A 22,856-nucleotide genomic window follows, 5' to 3' on the forward strand; every position below is an offset into this window, starting at 1 on the left:
ATGATAAAAAGTCCCGCCCCTTGCGGGGCGGGACCGGTGTGAGGATTGGGCATGACGCTTACTTGTTCAGCGTCATCTTGACAGTTTTGGAGAAGCTCAGACCGCTTTCATTGCCCGTCATGTTCACGATGGCCATGTACTGACCGCTCGGGAGATTCGTGGCGTCGAACGTGTACTGATGCACACCGCCTTCCACGACGCCGTCCACCGCGGTGGCCACAACGCGACCAAGCATATCCACCACGCGCAGATGCACGCGGCTCGGCTCGGGTACGCTGTACTGCAGTACTGTTGTCGGATTGAACGGATTCGGGAAGTTCTGGCTCATGTCGAACGTCGTCGGTGTGAAGCCGGCATCATTGCGCGGAGCGACACCACCGTGCTGCTTCATCCAATTGAGCTTGATGGCGAGGTAGTCGAAATTGTTCACCACACCGTTGCCGTCCGCATCCATGTAGCAGCCCATGGCCGTGAACCACGGGGCACTCGCCTGCGGCTGCCACTGAATGTAGGTCAGCGGATTCTGTACGGCATCGGCGCGATAGCGGGCCGGGCCGTTCAGCCATTGCGTGCTCAGGTTCGCGTCATGGATGTACTCGTTGAGATCCTTGCGGTCCGTGTAGTTCACCACGCCATCGTTGTTTACGTCGCCGGGCCACACTTCGCACGGCGTCGCGCCGAGGGGTACGAGCAGGAGCGACGACGGATACGGCATATAATTGCGGTAGTAGCCGCAGCTGTTCTTCGTGTTGAAGACCACTTCTACCTTGTAGTAACCCGACGGCAACGAGGCCGGCAGATTGAAGTACGAGGTGCCGTTCAGATCCTGATTGGCCAGCTTGTTCGCGCTGAAGGTCTCGCTGTACATGAGCTGATTACCCGGGACGCTGTAAAAATTCGCCGTCATCGTAATCGTCGCTGCGAACGGCGGGAAAATCACACGGTAGCGTACACCTATCGTACCGGGGAGTTCGACATAGCCGATCGGATTGCCCGAGCCGTCCACGAAGTCGTAGGTCAGGCTGTTCGCGATCAAATAGCAGGCTTCGTCGGCACCCATATACGGACGCACGCGCGGCTCACGGTCAATGTCTTCGGATACCTCCGGTAACATCGTACCGATGAGATCATCGTCGTCATCGGAGGGAGCCACGAGATGAAGGTTCCCGTTGCTCACATCCGCGAAACTCACGGGCTTGCTCACGGAATTCGCATCCTTTGCCGATGCGGTCTGAAGGGCTGAAAGATTTGCGCGGTTTCCGCCCCAGTACGCGAGGTTCGCACCGGTGCTGTGCCAGTTGTTGTGATCGGATTCGACGACGTTGCTTCCCGGTGCAACGTACCAGGCAAAACCGGTTCCGCCATGCATCACGATGTTGTTCAGATAGCGGTTACTGGCGCCGTAGTAGGAGTAGAGGGCATAGCCGCTGGCATACGCGCTCTCGACACGAACTGTGTTGTGCGCGAAAAGCATGTTCTGATTGTAGTACTGATTGATGCCGTAATATGCCGTCGCTACGTTGCGTACCACGATTGTGTTGTTCACAAAGCGCGACGTACCAGCCTGATAGTAGTTGTCGTAGTAGATGTACATGCCGTACGCGGAGCTCCCACCGGTGGAGAGGAAGGTATTCCGCTCCATCTGTGTGTTGAACCCGTACATGAAGTAGCCGAGATACTTCGTGGCGTAGGCGGAATTGTTCACCACCCGATTGCCGATGAATTTGAGTTCGCCCAGATAGTAGAAGTACACCGGGAAGTAATACGCACCAGTGAGGTCGCAGTTCTCGACGCGCAGATTGTTCATCGTCGAGGTCGTGCTGCTGCCGTACAGGTACATACCGAAACTGCCGTTCCGTATGGCGCTGTTCTTGATGGTCATGTTGTGCGTCAGGGTGCCGGTCGTTGAATACACGACGGCATTATTCGTACCCGTGGATGCCACGGCAACGCTGTTCAGATCACAATTGTCTATGGTGCAGTCGGAGGAGCTTCCACTGAACTGTACCACAGTACTGTACGTGGTGTTGGTGGCGTTCATCGTCAGATTCTTGAACGTGACGAATTTCGCGCCACCGAAATTCACGACAAAATTGTTCGTTGTCGTCGTTGCAGCATTCGTGAGTATGACGTCCGCCTTGTTGCCTGTCTCGGACTGGAAGGTGACGGTGTTCACCGTCGACGTCCCGGCGATGGCCGTAAGCAGAGCGCTTGTCGCGTAGGTGCCGGGACGAATATTGTACACCACCGGTCCGCAGACGCCATTGGCCACAAGATCCGTGACCGCCGCAACGACGGTCGGATAATTCGGTGTCGCGCCTCCGATGGTAAACGTTCCCGCCATGGCGGCCTTGCGCGTGACGGTCGTTGTGTCGTTCGCGTTGACGGTGTCCGCCACGTTGTTCGGCATACTTGTCCATGCTTTGATGGTGTATGGTACACCGTTGGCGAAGGTCTCCGTACCGAGAGTAAGCTGCGTCTGGCGCGTCGTGTTATTCAGTGTATCGAGCAGACCCGTCCAGTTGAACGAGGGCTTCGGTACGCCGTTGAGCGTCCAGTGCACGGTGGCGCTGGTCACGGGAAGCGTGCCGAAGTTCTTCATTGTCACCGTGACGGGAAGTGTGCCGGCGCAGAAATCCTTCGGTGAGTCGATAGATGCGATGCCGATATCGTTCGGGGCCGACGGACGGTGGAAAATAATTTCCATGACTTGCGTCGGCGCACCGCAGGTAGCGGTGTTGAAGCCGCCCCAATTCAGATTCGTGATACAGGCGCGGAAAATCCATCCGGGACTGGGACAGTTGGAGCCGTTACACAGTGACGGCGCGTCGATCCAGAGTTCACCGCCGTAGCGGTCGCAGAGATACCAGATGCGGCCGTTGCAGAGGGGTGATGTGTATTGTGTTCCGTTTGTCCCGGTCTTGATGGCGTTCGCGAGAGCATTCGCCATTGCGGGATCACTGCAGGTGATACCCGTAAGCGCGGCGGCGTTTGCATTGCCGCGTATAGTCACCCCAAGGTACTGGCCCGGCGTCAAAGTTGCGCGCCAGGTGTTCCATGCCGTGCACTGCGTTGTCGGTGTCTGTCCGTTGACAAACTGCATGGAAAAAATATGGTCCTGTGCCTGAAGCGAGGGTGCGCCGAGAGCCAGGAGTATCGCAAGCAGAAGCGTTCGTCGCGATAGATGAACGCGGTGTATCGATGCTGACATACAGCCTCCGATTATAGTGGATGAGTAAGGGATCAACAGTGTAACGCAGGATACGAATGACGGCCCGCCTGTATGCCTCTGTGCCGGGCGCGGGTCAGCGAAAGGTACGTGATCTCTGGAGGTGCGATATCCGATTTACAACGAAACTTACTTGAAAGAATATCGGAAAGCAAACGTGCTTTATCCCCCCTCCCGTCAGCTCTCTCATCCGCTCTCTCGCCTGTGACGCAGGCATCCTTCCCGCTGCCAGGCTTCAAAATGCGCAATAAAAACCCCGTCCCTCACGGGACGGGGTCCTCATCCACGAAATGATGGCGCTGTTACCTGGCCAGCGTCATCCTGATGGTTTTCGAGAAGCTGAGACCGCTCTCAAAACCGCTCATGGTGATCGTCGCGATGTACTGGCCCGAGGACAGCTTCGCGGCGTCAAATTGGAGAGTGTGTACGCCCGCATCGACAGAGCCGTTGACGGGCGAATCAATATGGCGCCCGAGCATGTCCGTGATGCGAAGATGGACGTGACTGCGTTCGGGCAGACTGTATTGAATTGTGGTCGAAGGATTGAAGGGATTCGGATAGTTCTGGCTCATGTCGAACGTGTGCGGTGTGAATCCGTCATCACTGCGGGGTGTAACACCGCCGTGCTGTTTCATCCAGTTGAGCTTGATGGCGAGGTAGTCGAAATTGTTCACCACACCGTTTCCATCTGCGTCCATGTAGCAGCCCATGGCCGTGAACCACGGTGCGCTGGCCTGCGGCTGCCACTGTACATAGGTCAGGGGATTCTGTGCGGCGTCGGCACGATAGCGCGCCGGACCGTTCAGCCACTGCGTACTCAGGTTTGCGTCATGGATGTACACGTTCAGGTCTTTGCGATCCGTGTAATTGACAAGCCCGTCGTTGTTCACATCGCCCGGCCAGACCTCGCAGGGTGTGGCTCCGAGTGGGACCAGCAGCAAGGACGAGGGATACGGCATGTAATCACGGTAGTACCCGCAGGAGTTTTTGGTATTGAACACCAGCTCGATGCGGTAGTACCCGGATGGCAGCGAGGCCGGAAGAGTGAAATAGGCCGTGCCATCGAGATCCTGATTCGCAAGTTTCGTGTCGCTGAATGATTCGCTGTACATCAGTTGATTCCCCGGCACGCTGTAGAAGTTTGCCGTCATCGTCACAGTAGCATCGAAAGGCGGGAAAATCACGCGGTAATGCACTCCCACTGTTCCGGGGAGTTCAACGTGACCGATGGGATTTCCACCGGCGTCCACGAAATCATAATTCAGACTGTTGGCGATCAAATAGCACGCTTCGTCCGCACCCATGTACGGCCGCACGCGCGGCTCCTCGTCAATGTCGTCACCGACCTCCTGAAGCAATACACCAATCAGATCGTCATCATCATCGGAAGGTGCGATCAGGTGAAGATCCCCCACCGACGGATCGGCGAAAGACACCGGTTTGCTCACGGAGTGCATGTCCTTGCCCGATGCGACTTGCAACGCGGCGAGATCGGATCGTGCTCCGGACCAGTACGCGAGATTGCTTCCGTTGCTCTTCAGGTTGTTGTAATCGGATTCGAGAATCGCTGAGGGTGTGGAGACGTACCACGCGTACCCCGAGCCCTCGTGCAGGATGATGTTGTTCATGTAACGCTGGCTCGACCCCTGGTACGAATACAGCGCATACCCGGAAGTGTAATTCCCGCTGAGGGAAATCGTATTGTGCGCGACAAGCACGTCGTTGCAATAGTAGATACGTACCGCCGAGTAGGGATAGGTCGTCGCATTCCGGCCCACGACCATGTTGTTCACAAAGCGCGACTGACCGGTCTGATAGTAGTTGTCGTAGTACAGGTACACGCCGTATTGATAGGCACCGCCATCGGCGACAAACACATTGCGCTCGATCTGTGAGTTGAACCCGTAGTACGAATAATAGACGTACTTATAGGTATATCCGTAATTCTGAACGACGGTGTTTCCGAGGAATTTCACCTCGCCGACATAGTAGAGACGAACGGGCATGTAGTATTGTCCGGTGAACTCACTTCCTTCAATACGGAGATTGTTTTCCGTAGATGTGGTACCGGCGCCATAGATATACATGCCGTAGCTGCCGTTGCGTATGCCGCAGTCACGGAACGTCATGTTGGGCTGATTGCCCGAACCGGACGGTGAGATGATTACCGCGTTGTTCGTCGAGGTGGAGCCGCTCGTCATGCTGACAAACTCACAGGCCTCGAAGGTGCAATCGCTCGTCCCTCCCGCATACGTAAGCACCGTGCTGTAGCTGCTGTTCGTAGCCTGCATTGTCAGATTTCGGAAGATGATATATTGCGCGCCGTTGAGACTGACGACATAATTCGTACCCGTCGATGTCCCGGCGTTTGTGAGCGTTACGTCGGTCGCATTCCCGGTTTCCGATTGGAAGGTGATGGTATTGATCGCCGAAGTCCCGGAAATGTTGCCGAATTCGACCCTCGTGGGATAACTGCCACTGCGGATGTTGAACACCACGGGACCGCATACACCATTCGCATTGAGGTCGCTCACCGCATCGGCGATGGTCGCGTAATCGGGTGTCGCACCACCGACAGTGTACGTACCGGAAATGGCGGCCTTGCGGGTGACGACAAGGGAGTCATTATTCGTCACCGTGTCCTGAACGCCGTTTGGCATCGTAGTCCAGATCTCGAAAGTGTAGGGAATCCCGGCGGCAAAACTCATAGAACCGAGCGTGACTGTCGTTTTCCGCGTGGCGGAATTGAGCGTGTCAAGGAGACCGGTCCAATTCACCGCAGTCTGGGGCACCCCATTGAGAGTCCAGTTAATTGTCGCGGACGTGATCTGGTTGATGCCGTAGTTCTGCAATGTCACCTTCACGTCGTGCGTCCCGGCGCAAAAATCCTTGGGCGATTCCAGCTCGGAGATACCAGCATCATTCGGGGCAGTCGCGCCCTCGTCATACAACACCGCTCCGGCGAACTGCCGAGGACAGAGACTGAAGTTGAAACTCGTAATCCCTGTAACGGGATCACCGGTTCCTGTACCCGCGCAATGGCTGCCGGCCGATATCGTCATGCGCCCGTCGGTAAATGTGGGTGGACTGACGTTCGAGTTGTACTTGACAGAGATGGAGTGGTGCGAAATGATGAACCCCCAGGTTTCGTTCGCCTGAATCAGAAAATCCAGGTTGATAGGGATTTCGGTATAGGTCGACGTCGTGGTGACGGTGACGTTGGATCGTCCGAGATGGATCCAGCCATTGTTCTGGTTCACGTAGCCATTCGGTCGCGCCCAGATATCGACGGTCGTCGTCCCGGTTCCCGAAAAGGTGTTCCGGAAACGGTACAGCCGCACCGCTTCATGCGCGGTGATATCGAAAGAGATGAAGGAATTGGAAGAAGTCGAGGTTGTGGCTGTCGGCTTTGTCGAAAGCATGTACGCGCCCTGTGCTGCAGCTTGTTGATGTGGCTGCAGGAGAAGAAACGTACAAATCATCAGCATCACAGCGGCAGGCAAGCGTCTCGAGAGCCCTGCAATATTTGTGGCCATATGCTTCATGATGTCTCCGGATTGTGTAACGGTATCATTGATTCTGCGTCGCTTCGATTTCAGGTGCTTCATCATCAGATGGTGATGCGTCACGTGGGTCCGCATTTCCGCGTTATGGATTACACGCCCGTCATCACGCATGATGTGGCGTCCAGTGTGTTCGTGGTCACCTGGAATCACCGAGAGAGCACTATCGGATTCTCGCCTGCCGGACAATGCTACGGGAAGTGCGTACATCGGCACGACAAATACGTGGCTTTTTTTCACATCTGCTCATTGTGTGACTATTTGCCACGTTTTTATGATACAACATTCGAATAGTAATTGCAAGAGAATAATCGAGTTCCTATACGTGTTGCCGGAGAATTATTCGGGATGTGAACATATGGCCAAAAATGTTTGTATCCTCACATTTTTCGACACTCATGCAGCTAATCAAATCCGAGTAGCGTGATATTTTTTCACACTTCAAATTAGGATTGCAGAAGCTTCAATTTCAGAGAACTTCGCACCTCCCCCGTTCCTACCCAGGATGACGCCGCATATCGTGTTCTTGCAGCGCGTAACCCGAACGGGGTTTTCAGAGCAGTTCATCCCCGGAAAATTGCGTATACCCTGTGGTCCGGTTACATGGATTGCGGGATCGAACTTGAGCGCTGGCCCTCCAGGTGGGTGTCGAGAACCTCCCATCAGAAATGTTGGACATTGCAGTAGTGAAGTACTGTTTCCCCTGTTGTCGCGCAAGCCGGGCCCCGGATCACAGACGTGTATCGGCGCACAAAAAATCCCGCCCCCGCTCAGGGCGGGGACGGGAAGAAAATGATCGGATCGAGACGGAACTACTTGTTCAGCGTCATCTTGATGGTTTTCGAGAAGCTCAGGCCGCTTTCGTTGCCCGTCATGTTCACGATGGCCATGTACTGACCGCTCGGGAGATTCGTGGCTTCGAATGTGTACTGATGAATGCCGGTTTCCACGATGCCGTCAACCGCTGTCGCAACAACGCGGCCCAACATGTCCACCACGCGCAGATGCACGCGGCTCGGCTCGGGGACGCTGTACTGAATGGTCGTCGTCGGATTGAACGGATTCGGGAAGTTCTGGCTCATGTCGAAGGTCGTCGGGGCAAAGCCGGCATCGTTGCGCGGGGTGACGCCTCCGTGCTGCTTCATCCAGTTGAGCTTGATGGCGAGGTAGTCGAAATTGTTCACCACACCGTTGCCGTCCGCATCCATGTAGCAGCCCATGGCCGTGAACCACGGAGCGCTCGCCTGCGGCTGCCACTGAATGTAGGTCAGCGGATTCTGCACGGCGTCGGCGCGGTAGCGGGCCGGGCCGTTCAGCCACTGCGTGCTCAAATTGGCGTCATGGATGTACTCGTTCAGATCCTTGCGGTCCGTGTAGTTCACCACGCCGTCGTTGTTCACGTCGCCCGGCCACACTTCGCAGGGCGTTGCGCCGAGGGGCACAAGCAGCAGCGAGGTGGGATACGGCATGTAGTTGCGGTAATAGCCGCAGCTGTTCTTGGTGTTGAACACCAGCTCGATTTTGTAATACCCTGTCGGCAGGTTCGCCGGCAGATTGAAGTACGACGTGCCATCCAGCGGCTGGCCGGCCAGCTTGTTCGCGCTGAAGGTCTCGCTGTACACGAGCTGATTGCCCGGCACGCTGTAGAAATTCGCCGTCATCGTGATCGTCGCGTCGAAGTCCGGGAAAATCACGCGGTAATGGACACCTACCGTCCCGGGAAGTTCAATGTAACCGATCGGATTGCCGCTGCCGTCCACGAATTCGTAGTTCAGGCTGTTGGCGATCAGATAACAGGCCTCGTCGGCACCCATGTACGGACGCACGCGCGGTTCCTTGTCAATGTCGTCGGTCACCGACGGAAGCAGCATGCCGATCAGATCGTCATCGTCATCCGACGGCGCGACGAGATGCAGATTTCCTGTCGCGGGATCCGCAAAGCTCACGGGTTTGCTGACGGAGTTTCCATCCTTGCCCGAGGCCACCTGGAGAGCTGCGAGATTCGCGCGGTTGCCGTTCCAGTATGCGAGATTGGCGCCATTGGACCGGATGTTGTTGTAGTCCGATTCAACGACATTCGTACCCGGAAGCACGTACCAGGCGTACCCCGCACCGGAGTGCAGCATCATATTGTTCAGATAGCGGCTGTTCGCACCGTAGTACGTATACAATGCATAACCGGATGCATACGTCCCGTCCATGGTGATTGTGTTGTGCGCGAAGTACAAATCGTTGCAGTAGTACATGCGCGCCGCGGAGTAGGCGTAGGTCGTGGCGTTCCGGCCCACGATCATGTTGTTGACGAAACGGGAATTCCCCGCCTGATAATAGTTGTCGTAGTACAGATACACGCCATACTGATACGTCCCACCATCGGCGACGAACACGTTACGCTCCACCTGCGTGTTGAAACCGTAGTACGACATGAATACGTACTTATAGATGTAGCCGTAGTTCTGGATGACGCGGTTGTCGAAGAATTTCAGCTCGCCGACATAATAGAAATACGTCGGATAGTAGTACTGACCGGTAAATTCGCAGCCCTCGACGCGGAAGTTGTTCATGGTCGAGGTGGTGCTCGAACCAAACACGTACATTCCGAAGCTGCCATTGCGGATGCCGCAGCGAAGGAAGGTGTTGTCCGGCTTCATAGCCCCGGATGGCGAGTACACCACCGCATTGTAGGTCGAGGTGGAGGTGCTCGGCAAGCTGACGAGTTCGCAATTCTCGACGAGGTTATTGGTAGAACTACCGGACAAATCCACCACGGTGCTGTACGAAACATTCGTCGCGGTCATGGTGAGGTTCTTGAACGTCACCCATGAACACCCATTGAACTTCACGACGAAATTGTTCGTGGTCGACGTCGCCGCGTGCGTCAAGGTCACATCGCCCTTGTTGCCCGATTCGGACTGGAAGGTCACGGTGTTGACGGCAGACGTACCGGAAATGGTGCCGATATCCACATTCGTCGGGTAGCTGCCGTTGCGGATGTTGTACACCACTGGTCCGCATACACCATTGGCTACAAGATCCGCGACTGCGGCATTAACGGACGGATAATCGGGAGAAGCGCCACCAATGGTGAAGGTACCGGTCATTGCGGCCTTGCGCGTTACGGTCACGGTGTCGTTGAGATTCACCGTGTCGGCCACGTTGTTCGGCATGCTCGTCCAGACCTTGAACGTGTACGGAATGCCGTTGGCAAAGGTCTCGGATCCGAGTGTCACCTGCGTCTCACGCGTGGTGGAATTCAGCGTATCGAGAAGTCCGGTCCAGTTGAACGACGGTTTCGGGACGCCGTTGAGCGTCCAGTGAATCGTGGCGCTCGTGACGGGAAGGGTGCCAAAGTTCTTCAGGGTGACCTGAATCGGATAGGTCCCGGCGCAGAAATCCTTTGGCGAGTCGATGGATGCGATGCCGATATCATTGGGAGCCGAAGGCCGGATGAATTCGATTTCCATAATCTGCGTCGGAGCACCGCAGGTAGCGGTGTTGAAACCACCCCAGTTGAGGTTGGTGATGCAGGCGCGGAAAATCCATCCCGGGCTTGGGCAGTTGGATCCGTTGCACAGCGATGGAGCATCGATCCACAGCTCGCCGCCATAGCGGTCGCAGAGATACCAGATGCGCCCGTTGCAGAGAGGCGAGGTGTATTGGGTGCCGTTCGCGCCGGTCTTGATGGCATTCGCGAGCGCATTCGCCATCGCGGGGTCGTTGCACGTGATGCCTGCCTGCGCGACGGCATTCGCGTTTCCACGTATGGTCACACCGAGGTATTGACCCGGCATCAAGGTCGCGCGCCAGGTATTCCACGCGGTGCATTGCGTTGTCGGAGTCTGACCATTGACGAACTGCATGGAGAACTTGTGGTTCTGCGCGATCGCCGTAGCCCCTGCGAGGAGGAGCAAAGCGATGATGAGAAGCCCTCTCGATCGCAGTTCTGGAATGAATGATCGTGGTATCATTGCGTTCATTGAACCTCCAGGTAAAGTGGATGACAGTATTGCGGGATAAATATTTTCAAATCCATAGGCGGCTTTCACTGAACCCCGACATAATGGGTGCTGCATGTTTGAATATTAGATCAACATACTTCCACCACAGTCGGACCTCGAAGAGAACAGTCGTCGTGTCATTGGGAATCTAGCCCTTTCCCGGAACGAAAGCAACAGATTCGTGATTTTTTTTCACGATTCTCCCGTAGTGAATATTCGTAGTAGCATTTTTACCTACATATCGCCTGTTTCGGTCAGATTTTAATTGCTTTGGAGCTCTACCATTTCATCCCGGTCTCGGAGTTTCTCACAGCCGGCATATCTATTCACAATGTCGCAAGTTAGTGCCGTTTATGCACAGCAGAGCTCGCCAAGATCAGTGCAGCCCATTTCCGGGTGACGGCAAGAAATTGCTTCGACACGGGAATAGAACGCAATGCAGAACATTTGACTGATCGAAGCTATTCGGTCGCGTCTTCATTCACCCGAACCGGGGCTCCCGTCGCGCTGCGGCGGGTACTCCTTGCCGGCTATCCTTCCATCAGGCGATAGAGAGGATTTCAATCATACATGTTTGTTTTTTTTGCACACACTCCTTCAACATCGGTTTGCAGGCGACATCCTTTCTTAGCTCCCGACCTCGTCCCTGATATCTGACCCTGTGCTGAGATGCTGATTCCCATCGGTTGATGTGATTTCTTTCTGCGGTTTGGGTGCTCCGATGCCGAAATCAGGGCGAAGATGCCTCCTTCACGAACGATAGTGATCGTGAAAATGGCCATTGTTGCGCCTTCGCATCATTGCGTCTTCGAGTTGAATTCCCCTCTTACCTCAGAAGAACGGAACGTAATGTTTCAAAGTGACTATACAGATGCTGTTGTCGGTCCGCGATTCAATGAGCCTTTTTCTGCGATGAGGGAAGTGTGATTCCTGCAGTGTCTTGGGTGCTGCAATGACGAACTCAGGAAACACCTTCCACGTAGGCTTCTCGTCTGCCGCCTCCCTTGGCAGCCTTCCAAATAAAAAAAACGCCCCGCATGCGCGGGGCGTTGATAGTCGTTCCTCGTTGGAGGATGAACTATTTGTTCAGCGTCATCTTGATGGTTTTCGAGAAGCTCAGACCGCTTTCGTTGCCCGTCATGTTCACGATGGCCATGTACTGGCCGCTCGGAAGATTCGTGGCGTCGAAGGTGTACTGATGTACACCGGCTTCCACGATGCCGTCCACCGCGGTTGCCACAACGCGGCCCAGCATATCCACCACGCGCAGATGCACGCGGCTCGGCTCGGGCACGCTGTACTGCAGCGTCGTCGTCGGGTTGAACGGATTCGGGAAGTTCTGGCTCATGTCAAAGGTCGTCGGCATGAAGCCGGCATCGCTACGCGGAGCGACACCGCCATGCTGACGCATCCAGTTGAGCTTGATGGCGAGGTAGTCGAAGTTGTTCACGACACCATTGCCGTCGGCATCCATATAGCAACCCTTGGCCGTGAACCACGGGGCGCTCGCCTGCGGCATCCACTGAATGTAGGTCAGAGGATTCTGCACAGCGTCGGCACGGTAACGGGCCGGACCGTTCAGCCACTGCGTGTTCAGATTCGCGTCATGGATGTACTCGTTGAGATCCTTGCGGTCCGTGTAATTCACCACGCCATCGTTGTTCACGTCGCCCGGCCACACTTCGCAAGGGGTGGCGCCGAGGGGCACGAGCAGCAGCGACGAGGGATACGGCATGTAGTTGCGATAGTAACCGCAGCTGTTCTTGGTGTTGAACACGAGTTCGACTTTGTAATAGCCCGAGGGCAGCGAGGCCGGCAGATTGAAATAGGACGTGCCGTTCAGGTTCTGATTGGCGAGCTTGTTCGCGCTGAAGGTCTCGCTGTACATGAGCTGATTGCCCGGTACGCTGTAGAAGTTCGCCGTCATCGTGATCGTCGCGTCAAAGGGCGGGAAAATCACGCTGTAGCGGACGCCGATGGTGCCGGGAAGCTCGACAAAGCCGATGGGATTGCCCGAGCCGTCCACAAAGTCGTAGGTCAGGCTGTTGGCGATCAGATAACAGGCCTCGTCGGCGCCCATGTAGGGACGCACGCGGGGCTCTTTGTCAATGTCGTCGGTCACGGATGGAAGTAGTGTCCCGATCAGATTGTCGTCGTCATCCGAGGGCGCGACCAGATGCAGATTGCCGGTTGCGGGATCCGCAAAGCTCACGGGCACGGTAACGGAATGCTGGTCTTTCCCGGATGCCGCGCGCAGCGCCGGCAGATTTGCGTAGTTGCCGTTCCAATAGGCGAGGTTTGCGCCACTCGAGCGGATGTTGTTGTAATCCGACTCGACGACGTTCGTACCCGGAACCACATACCAGGCGTATCCGGCTCCGCTGTGAAGCATGATGTTGTTCAGGTAGCGGCCGTTTGCACCGTAGTACGTGTACAGCGCATAACCGGAGGCGTACGTGCCGTCCATGAGGATGGAGTTATGCGCGAAGTACAGATCGTTGCAGTAGTACATGCGCGCTGCGGAGTACGCGTAGGTCGTGGCGTTGCGGCCCACGATCATGTTGTTGACGAAACGTGAATTGCCTGCCTGATAGTAGTTGTCGTAGTACAGATACACACCGTACTGATAGGCACCGCCCTCGGCGACGAACACGTTGCGCTCGACACGGGTGTTGAAGCCGTAATACGACATGAACACGTACTTATAGGTGTAGCCGTAGTCCTGAATGACGCGGTTGTCGAAAAATTTCAATTCGCCGACATAGTAGAAGTATGTCGGATAGTAATATTGACCCGTAAACGTACAACCTTCGACGCGGAAGTTGTTCATCGTCGAAGTGGTGCTCGAGCCGTACACGTACATACCAAAGCTGCCGTTTCGAATGCCGCAGCGCAGGAAGGTATTGTTCGGCTTCATTGCGCCTGACGGTGAGTACACCACTGCATTGTACGTTGAGGTGGAGGTACTCGGCAGACTCACGAGTTCACAGTTTTCGATGAGGTTGTTGGTGGACGTCCCGGACAGATCCACTACGGTGCTATAGGATGCGTTGGTCGCGTTCATGGTCAGATTCTTGAACGTCACCCACGAACAGCCGTTAAGCTTCACCACGAAATTGTTGGTGGTGGATGATGCCGCATGCGTCAACGTCACATCTGCTTTGTTGCCGGATTCGGACTGGAAGGTTACGGTATTGACCGCTGATGTTCCGGAGATGCTGCCAAGTTCCACATTGGTCGGATAGCTTCCGTTACGAATGTTGAATACCACGGGACCACAAACGCCATTGGCATTCAGATCCGTCACCGCGGCGGCAATCGTCGGGTAGCTCGGCGAGGCACCGCCAATGGTGAACGTCCCCGAAATCGCGGCTTTACGCGTGACGGTGACCGTGTCGTTCATGTTTACCGTATCGGCGACGTTATTCGGCATGCTCGACCACACCTTGAATGCATAGGGTACGCCACTGGCGAAGGCCTGTGTGCCGAGGGTGATCTGTGTCTCACGGGTCGTGGCGTTCAGGGTATCAAGCAGGCCGGTCCAGTTGTATGCCGGCTGCGGGACACCGTTCAGCGTCCAGTTGATGGTGGCGCTGGTGACGGGCAGCGTACCGAAGTTCTTGAGCGTCACTTTGATCGGATGCGTTCCGGCGCAGAAATCCTTCGGGGAATCCAGCGAAGCGATACCGATGTCATTCGGCGCGGAAGGCCGGATGAAAATCAGTTCCATCACCTGGGTAGGATTACTCGTACATGTCGGGGTGTTTGCACCGCCCCAGTTCAGATTACCGATACACACACGCATGATGTACGCGGGATCGGGGCAGTTCGAACCGCTGCACAGCGCGGGGGCGTCTATCCACAGCTCACCGCCGTACCGATCGCAAAGGTACCAGATTCGTCCGTTACACAGGGGCGAAGTGTACTGGGCGCCATTCACACCGGTCATAATGGCGGCCGCGAGCGCGTTCGCCATCGCAGGATCGTTGCAGGTTACACCAACCTGGGCACCCGCATTGGCGCTGCCGCGGAAGGTGACACCGAGATACTGGCCGGGTGTCAGGGTCGCTCGCCAGGCGTTCCAGGCGTTGCATTGCGCCGTCGGCGTCTGGCCATTGGTGAACGTGGCGGAAAAGATGTGGTTCTGGGCCGTTGCCTCACCGGCACCAAAAATGAGAATGCATAACAGCACGATACCTTGAAGCAGATGCTTCACGGCGACGCCCCGTCGTGACAAGGGTTTCATGAAACCTCCTGGAACTGTGGATGATAGGTTTCATCGAACACAGAATACCAGAGATGCGGATCTGCGGGGTGTCCCCATCCGTCTGTCGGAATGTGGGAAGCCGATATTTCGGTGGGAAATGCCGAAAGGCTATTCTTTTCAGGCAGCAGCATCACTGGGTTCGTGGATGAGTTAAGTGAATGCGCGTGTATTTCAGGACTCGCAACTCATAAACTACTGCTCGCCGGAGTAAGATGCAAGACCGGGATTCGCCCCCCTTGCGTCTTTGCGACTCTGCACCTTTGCGCCTCTGCGCTCATGTCCCCTCCTCCGCACTTCACACCTCGGCTCGGAACGATCGAACTACGATTGCTCGCCACCCTTCACTCCGTTCATAAATCGACGCATCCCGCCCCTTACGGGACGGGATGCGCTTGAAGAGAATTATCGAGGTGACTTACTTGTTCAGCGTCATCTTGATGGTTTTCGAGAAGCTCAGGCCGCTTTCGTTGCCCGTCATGTTCACGATGGCCATGTACTGACCGCTCGGGAGATTCGTGGCGTCGAATGTGTACTGATGAATGCCGGTTTCCACGATGCCGTCAACCGCTGTCGCAACAACGCGGCCCAACATGTCCACCACGCGCAGATGCACGCGGCTCGGCTCGGGGACGCTGTACTGAATGGTCGTCGTCGGATTGAACGGATTCGGGAAGTTCTGGCTCATGTCGAAGGTCGTCGGGGCAAAGCCGGCATCGTTGCGCGGGGTGACGCCTCCGTGCTGCTTCATCCAGTTGAGCTTGATGGCGAGGTAGTCGAAATTGTTCACCACACCGTTGCCGTCCGCATCCATGTAGCAGCCCATGGCCGTGAACCACGGAGCGCTCGCCTGCGGCTGCCACTGAATGTAGGTCAGCGGATTCTGCACGGCGTCGGCGCGGTAGCGGGCCGGGCCGTTCAGCCACTGCGTGCTCAAATTGGCGTCATGGATGTACTCGTTCAGATCCTTGCGGTCCGTGTAGTTCACCACGCCGTCGTTGTTCACGTCGCCCGGCCACACTTCGCAGGGCGTTGCGCCGAGGGGCACAAGCAGCAGCGAGGTGGGATACGGCATGTAGTTGCGGTAATAGCCGCAGCTGTTCTTGGTGTTGAACACCAGCTCGATTTTGTAATACCCTGTCGGCAGGTTCGCCGGCAGATTGAAGTACGACGTGCCATCCAGCGGCTGGCCGGCCAGCTTGTTCGCGCTGAAGGTCTCGCTGTACACGAGCTGATTGCCCGGCACGCTGTAGAAATTCGCCGTCATCGTGATCGTCGCGTCGAAGTCCGGGAAAATCACGCGGTAATGGACGCCCACGGTTCCGGGAAGTTCGATGTAACCGATCGGATTGCCGCTGCCGTCCACGAATTCGTAGTTCAGGCTGTTGGCGATCAGATAACAGGCCTCGTCGGCACCCATGTACGGACGCACGCGCGGTTCCTTGTCAATGTCGTCGGTCACCGACGGAAGCAGCATGCCGATCAGATCGTCATCGTCATCCGACGGCGCGACGAGATGCAGATTTCCTGTCGCGGGATCCGCAAAGCTCACGGGTTTGCTGACGGAGTTTCCATCCTTGCCCGAGGCCACCTGGAGAGCTGCGAGATTCGCGCGGTTGCCGTTCCAGTATGCGAGATTGGCGCCATTGGACCGGATGTTGTTGTAGTCCGATTCAACGACATTCGTACCCGGAAGCACGTACCAGGCGTACCCCGCACCGGAGTGCTCGATGATGTTGTTCAGATAGCGGCTGTTCGCACCGTAGTAGGTGTACAACGCGTAACCGGAAGCGTAGGTCCCGGACATTGTGATCGTGTTGTGCGCGAAATACAGGTCGTTGCAGTAGTACATGCGCGCCGCGGAGTACGCGTAGGTCGTGGCGTTGCGGCCCACGATCATGTTGTTGACGAAACGGGAATTCCCCGCCTGATAATAGTTGTCATAGTATAGATACACGCCGTACTGATATGCACCGCCGTCCGCGACGAACACGTTACGCTCCACCTGCGTGTTGAAACCGTAGTACGACATGAATACGTACTTATAGATGTAGCCGTAGTTCTGGATGACGCGGTTGTCGAAGAATTTAAGCTCGCCGACATAATAGAAATACGTCGGATAATAATACTGACCGGTGAATTCGCAGCCCTCGACGCGGAAGTTGTTCATGGTCGAGGTGGTATTCGAACCAAACACGTACATACCAAAACTGCCGTTGCGTATGCCGCAGCGCAGGAAGGTGTTGTCGGGTTTACTGGCTCCGGACGGTGAATACACGACGGCATTGTACGTCGAGGTGGAGGTGCTCGGCAGACTGACGAGTTCGCAATTTTCGACGAGGTTGTTGGTGGAAGTACCCGACAAGTCCACCACCGTGCTGTACGAAACGTTCGTCGCGGTCATGGTGAGATTCCTGAACGTAATCCACGAGGCACCGTTGAACTTGACGACGAAGTTGTTCGTGGTCGACGTCGCCGCATGCGTCAAGGTCACATCGCCCTTATTGCCCGATTCGGACTGGAAGGTCACGGTGTTGACGGCGGACGTACCGGAGATGGCGCCGAGCTCCACATTTGTGGGATAGCTGCCGTTACGGATATTGAATACCACAGGACCACAGACGCCATTCGCATTCAAATCTGCCACCGCCGCTGCGATGGTCGGATAATCCGGTGATGCGCCGCCGATCGTATAGGTGCCGGAGATAGCCGCCTTGACGTTGACTATGGCGGTGTCGTTCTTGTTGATCGTGTCGGCAACACCGTTCGGCATCGTTGTCCAGACAGTGATGTTGTACGGGACGCCTGAAGCGAACGTCCTGTTGCCAAGGGTGACCTGGGTTTGGCGTGTGGTCAGGTTGAGCGTATCGAGCAAGCCGGTCCAGTTCACCGTGGGTTGCGCGACGCTGTTCAGCGTCCAGTTGATTGTCGCACTGGTGAGCTGATTCGTGCCATAGTTGCGCAAGGTCACTTTGACGTCGTGTGCACCGGCGCAGAAATCTTTGGGGGAGTCGATGGATTCTATGCCGGCGTCGTTCGGCCCTGTGACCGTCGTCGTATAGTACATTTCGGTTCTGGCGATCGAACCGCTGACTTCCTGAGATACCGCCGCAACGGGATAGCTGCCAGCCTGATACACCATACGGGTCAGCGTCACAGGGAATCCAAGGATACTGGAGTTGTACGGACCCGCCGGTGTCGCATAGGAGTTGTTCATGTTGGCACCGTTCGTTCGCGTGCCGAAAATCGCGATGTAATCACCGGCTTTGATATCGATGTTGCAGGGAATCATCGTGGTGGTGTTCACATTTGTCCACAAACCAAGAGTGGTGTGCGCGGATGTCGAAGCCGCGTACACGGGCGGTGGACCCGCCGCGAAGCGGATGATCTGCACATTCTGCGGTGTCGTGCCAATATCTGTGGGTACGCGCACGCCCACGATCGTGAAGTCCGTCGGTGCCTGGAACCAGTATCCACGGATTTGATTGGCAGTATACGTGGAGCCGTATCCTGGCAATGGCATCATTGTCTGGGCCTGCGCCGAAAAAACCATGCAGAACAGCATGATCGGCAGAAGCACCGCGACGGCACGTCCGAGACTGCGTTTCGGGAAAAGCTTGTCGGGTATCATTGCAAATGAACTCCTTTTTGAGTTATTCGTGGAGTGTAAAATCCTATGAAAATCCTATCAGGGCGCGTTGAGTATCCTGCGGAACCGGAACTTTCCGATTTAACAGGGTCATCGCGGAAGTAGGTTGTTGTGCGTTTTTCAAACGAATCAAGCGTTTTTGAAGATCGCCGTCTTATCGAAGTGAATATTACTCACTTTTGCCCGCCAATGCAAGACATAAATCGTTGCCTTTTGGCACTGACTCCCTTGGCTTGATTTTTTTTCACATTCGGACAGAATTCTTCCAGATTTCGGCAGGAAAGAAGAAGAGGAAAATCTAACCCAATACGCAGAAAAGGGGAGTTAATCGCAGAGACGCGAAGGCGCAAAGACGAGATGGAAGAGAATTAAACACAAAGACGCAGAGGGACTTTTTGCCCAATCACCCTTCCTTCTCGCTGATGTGGCGGCGTCCCTCCCCCTATAATTCTCCTCTGCGCCTCTGCCTCTCCTGAGCGTAGTCGAAGGAGTGCCTCTGCTCAGAAAATACTCACGCTGCCTCTTCACAGACCTCCAACGTAACTGCGTTATGAACTCGTAGTATCACAGAGATACGACCATGATCCCTCGCCGAATGCCGTGCTGGAATGTACGAGAGGGTAGCACCATTTTCATCTTTTTGGGTGTACCGAAGGAACATGAGGGGCTGCGTTACATTTCCCCTCCCCTCAATTCTTTCCTCCGCTGGAAGCGGTCGAAATGGCGATTGCTCACCGAGACTCCCTCTGTTCATAATACAACGCATCCCGCCCCTTCCGGGACGGGATGCGCTTGAAGAGGATTATCGAGGTGACTTACTTGTTCAGCGTCATCTTGATGGTTTTCGAGAAGCTCAGGCCGCTTTCGTTGCCCGTCATGTTCACGATGGCCATGTACTGGCCACTCGGGAGATTCGTGGCGTCGAACGTGTACTGATGAATGCCTGTTTCCACGATGCCGTCCACCGCTGTCGCAACGACGCGGCCCAGCATGTCGACCACGCGCAAATGCACGCGGCTCGGCTCGGGCACGCTGTACTGAATGGTCGTCGTCGGATTGAACGGATTCGGGAAGTTCTGGCTCATGTCGAAGGTCGTCGGCGTGAAGCCGTCACCGTTGCGCGGAGCCACACCACCATGCTGGCGCATCCAGTTGAGCTTGATCGCGATGTAGTCGAAGTTGTTCACCACACCGTTGCCGTCCGCATCCATGTAGCAGCCCATGGCCGTGAACCACGGAGCGCTGGCCTGCGGCTGCCATTGAATATAGGTCAATGGATTCTGCACGGCATCAGCCCTGAAGCGGGCGGGTCCGTTCAGCCACTGCGTGCTCAAATTGGCGTCATGGATGTACTCGTTCAGATCCTTGCGGTCCGTGTAGTTCACCACGCCGTCGTTGTTCACGTCGCCCGGCCACACTTCGCAGGGCGTTGCGCCAAGGGGCACAAGCAGCAACGAAGTGGGATACGGCATGTAGTTGCGGTAATAGCCGCAGCTGTTTTTTGTGTTGAACACCAGCTCGATTTTGTAATACCCTGTCGGCAGGTTCGCCGGCAGATTGAAGTATGAGGTGCCGTCCAGCAGCTGACCGGCCAGCTTGTTCGCGCTGAAGGTCTCGCTGTACATGAGCTGATTGCCCGGCACGCTGTAGAAATTCGCCGTCATCGTGATGGTCGCGTCGAAGTCCGGGAAAATCACGCGGTAATGGACGCCCACGGTTCCGGGAAGTTCGATGTAACCGATCGGATTGCCGCTGCCGTCCACGAATTCGTAGTTCAGGCTGTTGGCGATCAGATAACAGGCCTCGTCGGCACCCATATACGGACGCACGCGCGGCTCCTTGTCAATGTCGTCGGTCACCGTCGGAAGCAATGTACCGATCAGATCGTCGTCGTCGTCCGACGGCGCGATCAGGTGCAGATTTCCTGTTGCGGGATCCGCGAAGCTCACGGGCTTGCTGACGGAATTCGCATCCATCGCGGACGCCGCCTGGAGAGCTGCGAGATTCGCGCGGTTACCGTTCCAGTATGCGAGATTGGCACCAGAGGAAAGGATATTATTGTAGTCCGATTCGACAACGTTCGTCCCGGGCGTCACATACCACGCGTAGCCGGCGCCTGAATGCAATACGATGTTGTTCAGATACCGTCCATTCGCGCCGTAGTAGGTGTACAGTGCGTACCCGGATGCGTAGGTCCCATCCATGATGATGGAATTGTGCGCAAAATAGAGGTCGTTGCAGTAGTACATGCGCGCAGCGGAATACGCGTAGGTCGTGGCGTTGCGGCCCACGATCATGTTGTTGACGAAACGGGAATTGCCCGCCTGATAGTAGTTGTCGTAGTAGAGATACACGCCGTACTGGTATGCACCACCATCCGCGACGAACACGTTGCGCTCAACACGCGTGTTGAAGCCGTAGTACGACATGAACACGTACTTGTAGGTGTAGCCGTAGTCCTGGATTACGCGGTTGTCGAAGAATTTCAATTCACCGACATAGTAGAAATACGTCGGATAGTAATACTGACCGGTGAATTCGCAGCCCTCGACGCGGAAGTTGTTCATTGTGGACGTTGTGCCGGAGCCGTAAATGTACATGCCGAAGCTGCCGTTGCGGATGCCGCAACGGAGGAAGGTATTGTTGGGCTTACCGGCGCCGGACGGTGAATTCACGACGGCATTGTACGTCGAGGTGGAAGTGCTCGGGAGACTGACGAGTTCGCAGTTCTCCACGAGGTTGTCGGTGGAGGTCCCGGCCAGTTCCACCACCGTGCTGTACGAAACGTTCGTCGCGGTCATGGTGAGATTCCTGAACGTGACCCACGAAGCACCGTTGAACTTGACAACGAAGTTGTTCGTGGTCGAGGTCGCCGCATGCGTCAGCGTTACATCTGCTTTGTTGCCGGATTCGGACTGGAAGGTCACGGTGTTGACGGCGGACGTGCCGGAGATGGCACCGAGCTCCACATTGGTGGGATAGCTGCCGTTGCGGATATTGAATACCACAGGACCACAGACGCCATTCGCATTCAGATCGGTCACCGCCGCTGCGATGCTCGGATAATCCGGAGAAGCGCCGCCGATAGTATACGTTCCCGAAATGGCCGCTTTCACGTTCACGACCGCCGAATCATTTTTGTTGATCGTATCGGCAACACCATTCGGCATGGTTGTCCAGACGGCGATATTGTACGGCACGCCGGAAGCGAAGGAACGGTTGCCGAGCGTAACCTGTGTCTGACGGGTGGTCAGATTGAGCGTATCGAGCAACCCTGTCCAGTTCACCGCAGGCTGCGCAACGCTGTTCAGTGTCCAGTTGATTGTCGCGCTGGTGAGCTGATTCGTACCATAGTTGCGGAGAGTCACCTTCACATCATGGGTACCGGCGCAGAAATCTTTCGGAGAATCGATGGAGACGATCCCCGCATCGTTGGGGCCGGTAACCGTCGTCGTGTAATACATTTCCGTGCGGGCAATCTGGCCGCTGACTTCCTGCGAGACATCTGTCACGGGGAAGGAGCCGGCCTGATACACCATGCGTGTCAGTGTAACGGGATAGCCGAGGATACTCGAATTGAACGGTCCCGCCGGTGTGGCGTAGGAGTTGTTCATGTTGGTACCGTTGTTGCGCGTACCAAAAATCGCGATGTAGTCACCCGACTTGATGTCGATGTTACAAGGGATGATGGTCGTGGTATTGACATTGGTCCACAGTCCCAAAGTCGTATGGGCGTTCGTGGATGTGGCGTATACCGGAGGAGGACCGGCGGCGAAGCGGATGATTTGCACGTTCTGCGGTGTCGTACCGATATCCGTCGGTACGCGTACGCCTACGATCGTGAAGTCCGTCGGCGCCTGGAACCAATAGCCGCGGATTTGAGAAGATGTGTAGGTGGAACCGTAGCCCGGCAATGGCATCATTGTCTGGGCCTCTGCCTGGGACAGGACTCCAAAGATCAATGCCGGCAGGACAAGCAGATACAGCTTCCTGAACGATCTGTGGAGAATCGGATTGTCATTCATCATGTCGAATGGACTCCTTTTATGAAGAGATACTCGTGGATTAGTGTATAATGGTATTGTTTCTGACGAGGGGGTGTGGTCAGCGGTGCGACTACCGGAAAAATGTATACAAGCGACAGCCCTGGGAA

At 55.8% G+C, this 22,856-nt stretch carries 6 protein-coding genes; all 6 read right to left on the reverse strand.

Annotation, left to right across the window (positions count from 1 at the left end; translation table 11 throughout):
* Positions 1-58: 58 nt before the first annotated feature.
* Complete coding sequence (locus M5R41_08475; GenBank protein MCZ7556421.1) at positions 59-3,211, reverse strand: dockerin type I domain-containing protein; 3,153 nt, start codon at positions 3,209-3,211, stop codon at positions 59-61.
* 320 nt (positions 3,212-3,531) lie between these two features.
* Entirely contained in the window at positions 3,532-6,774 is a 3,243-nt protein-coding gene (locus tag M5R41_08480; protein MCZ7556422.1) for a T9SS type A sorting domain-containing protein, read from the reverse strand.
* A gap of 830 nt (positions 6,775-7,604) precedes the next feature.
* Complete coding sequence (locus tag M5R41_08485; GenBank protein MCZ7556423.1) at positions 7,605-10,769, reverse strand: T9SS type A sorting domain-containing protein; 3,165 nt, start codon at positions 10,767-10,769, stop codon at positions 7,605-7,607.
* 1,099 nt (positions 10,770-11,868) lie between these two features.
* Positions 11,869-15,036 (reverse strand): T9SS type A sorting domain-containing protein, encoded by a 3,168-nt coding sequence (locus M5R41_08490; protein ID MCZ7556424.1) that lies wholly within the window; start codon positions 15,034-15,036, stop codon positions 11,869-11,871.
* Positions 15,037-15,472: 436 nt separating this feature from the next.
* On the reverse strand, positions 15,473-18,685 hold the full coding sequence (locus M5R41_08495) for a T9SS type A sorting domain-containing protein (protein ID MCZ7556425.1): 3,213 nt from the start codon (positions 18,683-18,685) through the stop codon (positions 15,473-15,475).
* An 833-nt stretch (positions 18,686-19,518) separates the two neighbouring features.
* The gene (locus tag M5R41_08500) at positions 19,519-22,731 is read right to left on the reverse strand and encodes a T9SS type A sorting domain-containing protein (GenBank protein MCZ7556426.1); all 3,213 of its coding nucleotides are present in this window, start codon (positions 22,729-22,731) and stop codon (positions 19,519-19,521) included.
* Positions 22,732-22,856: the final 125 nt, after the last annotated feature.

Source organism: Bacteroidia bacterium (assembly GCA_027493955.1).
In the GTDB taxonomy this organism is placed as follows: domain Bacteria; phylum Bacteroidota; class Ignavibacteria; order SZUA-365; family SZUA-365; genus JAOSJT01.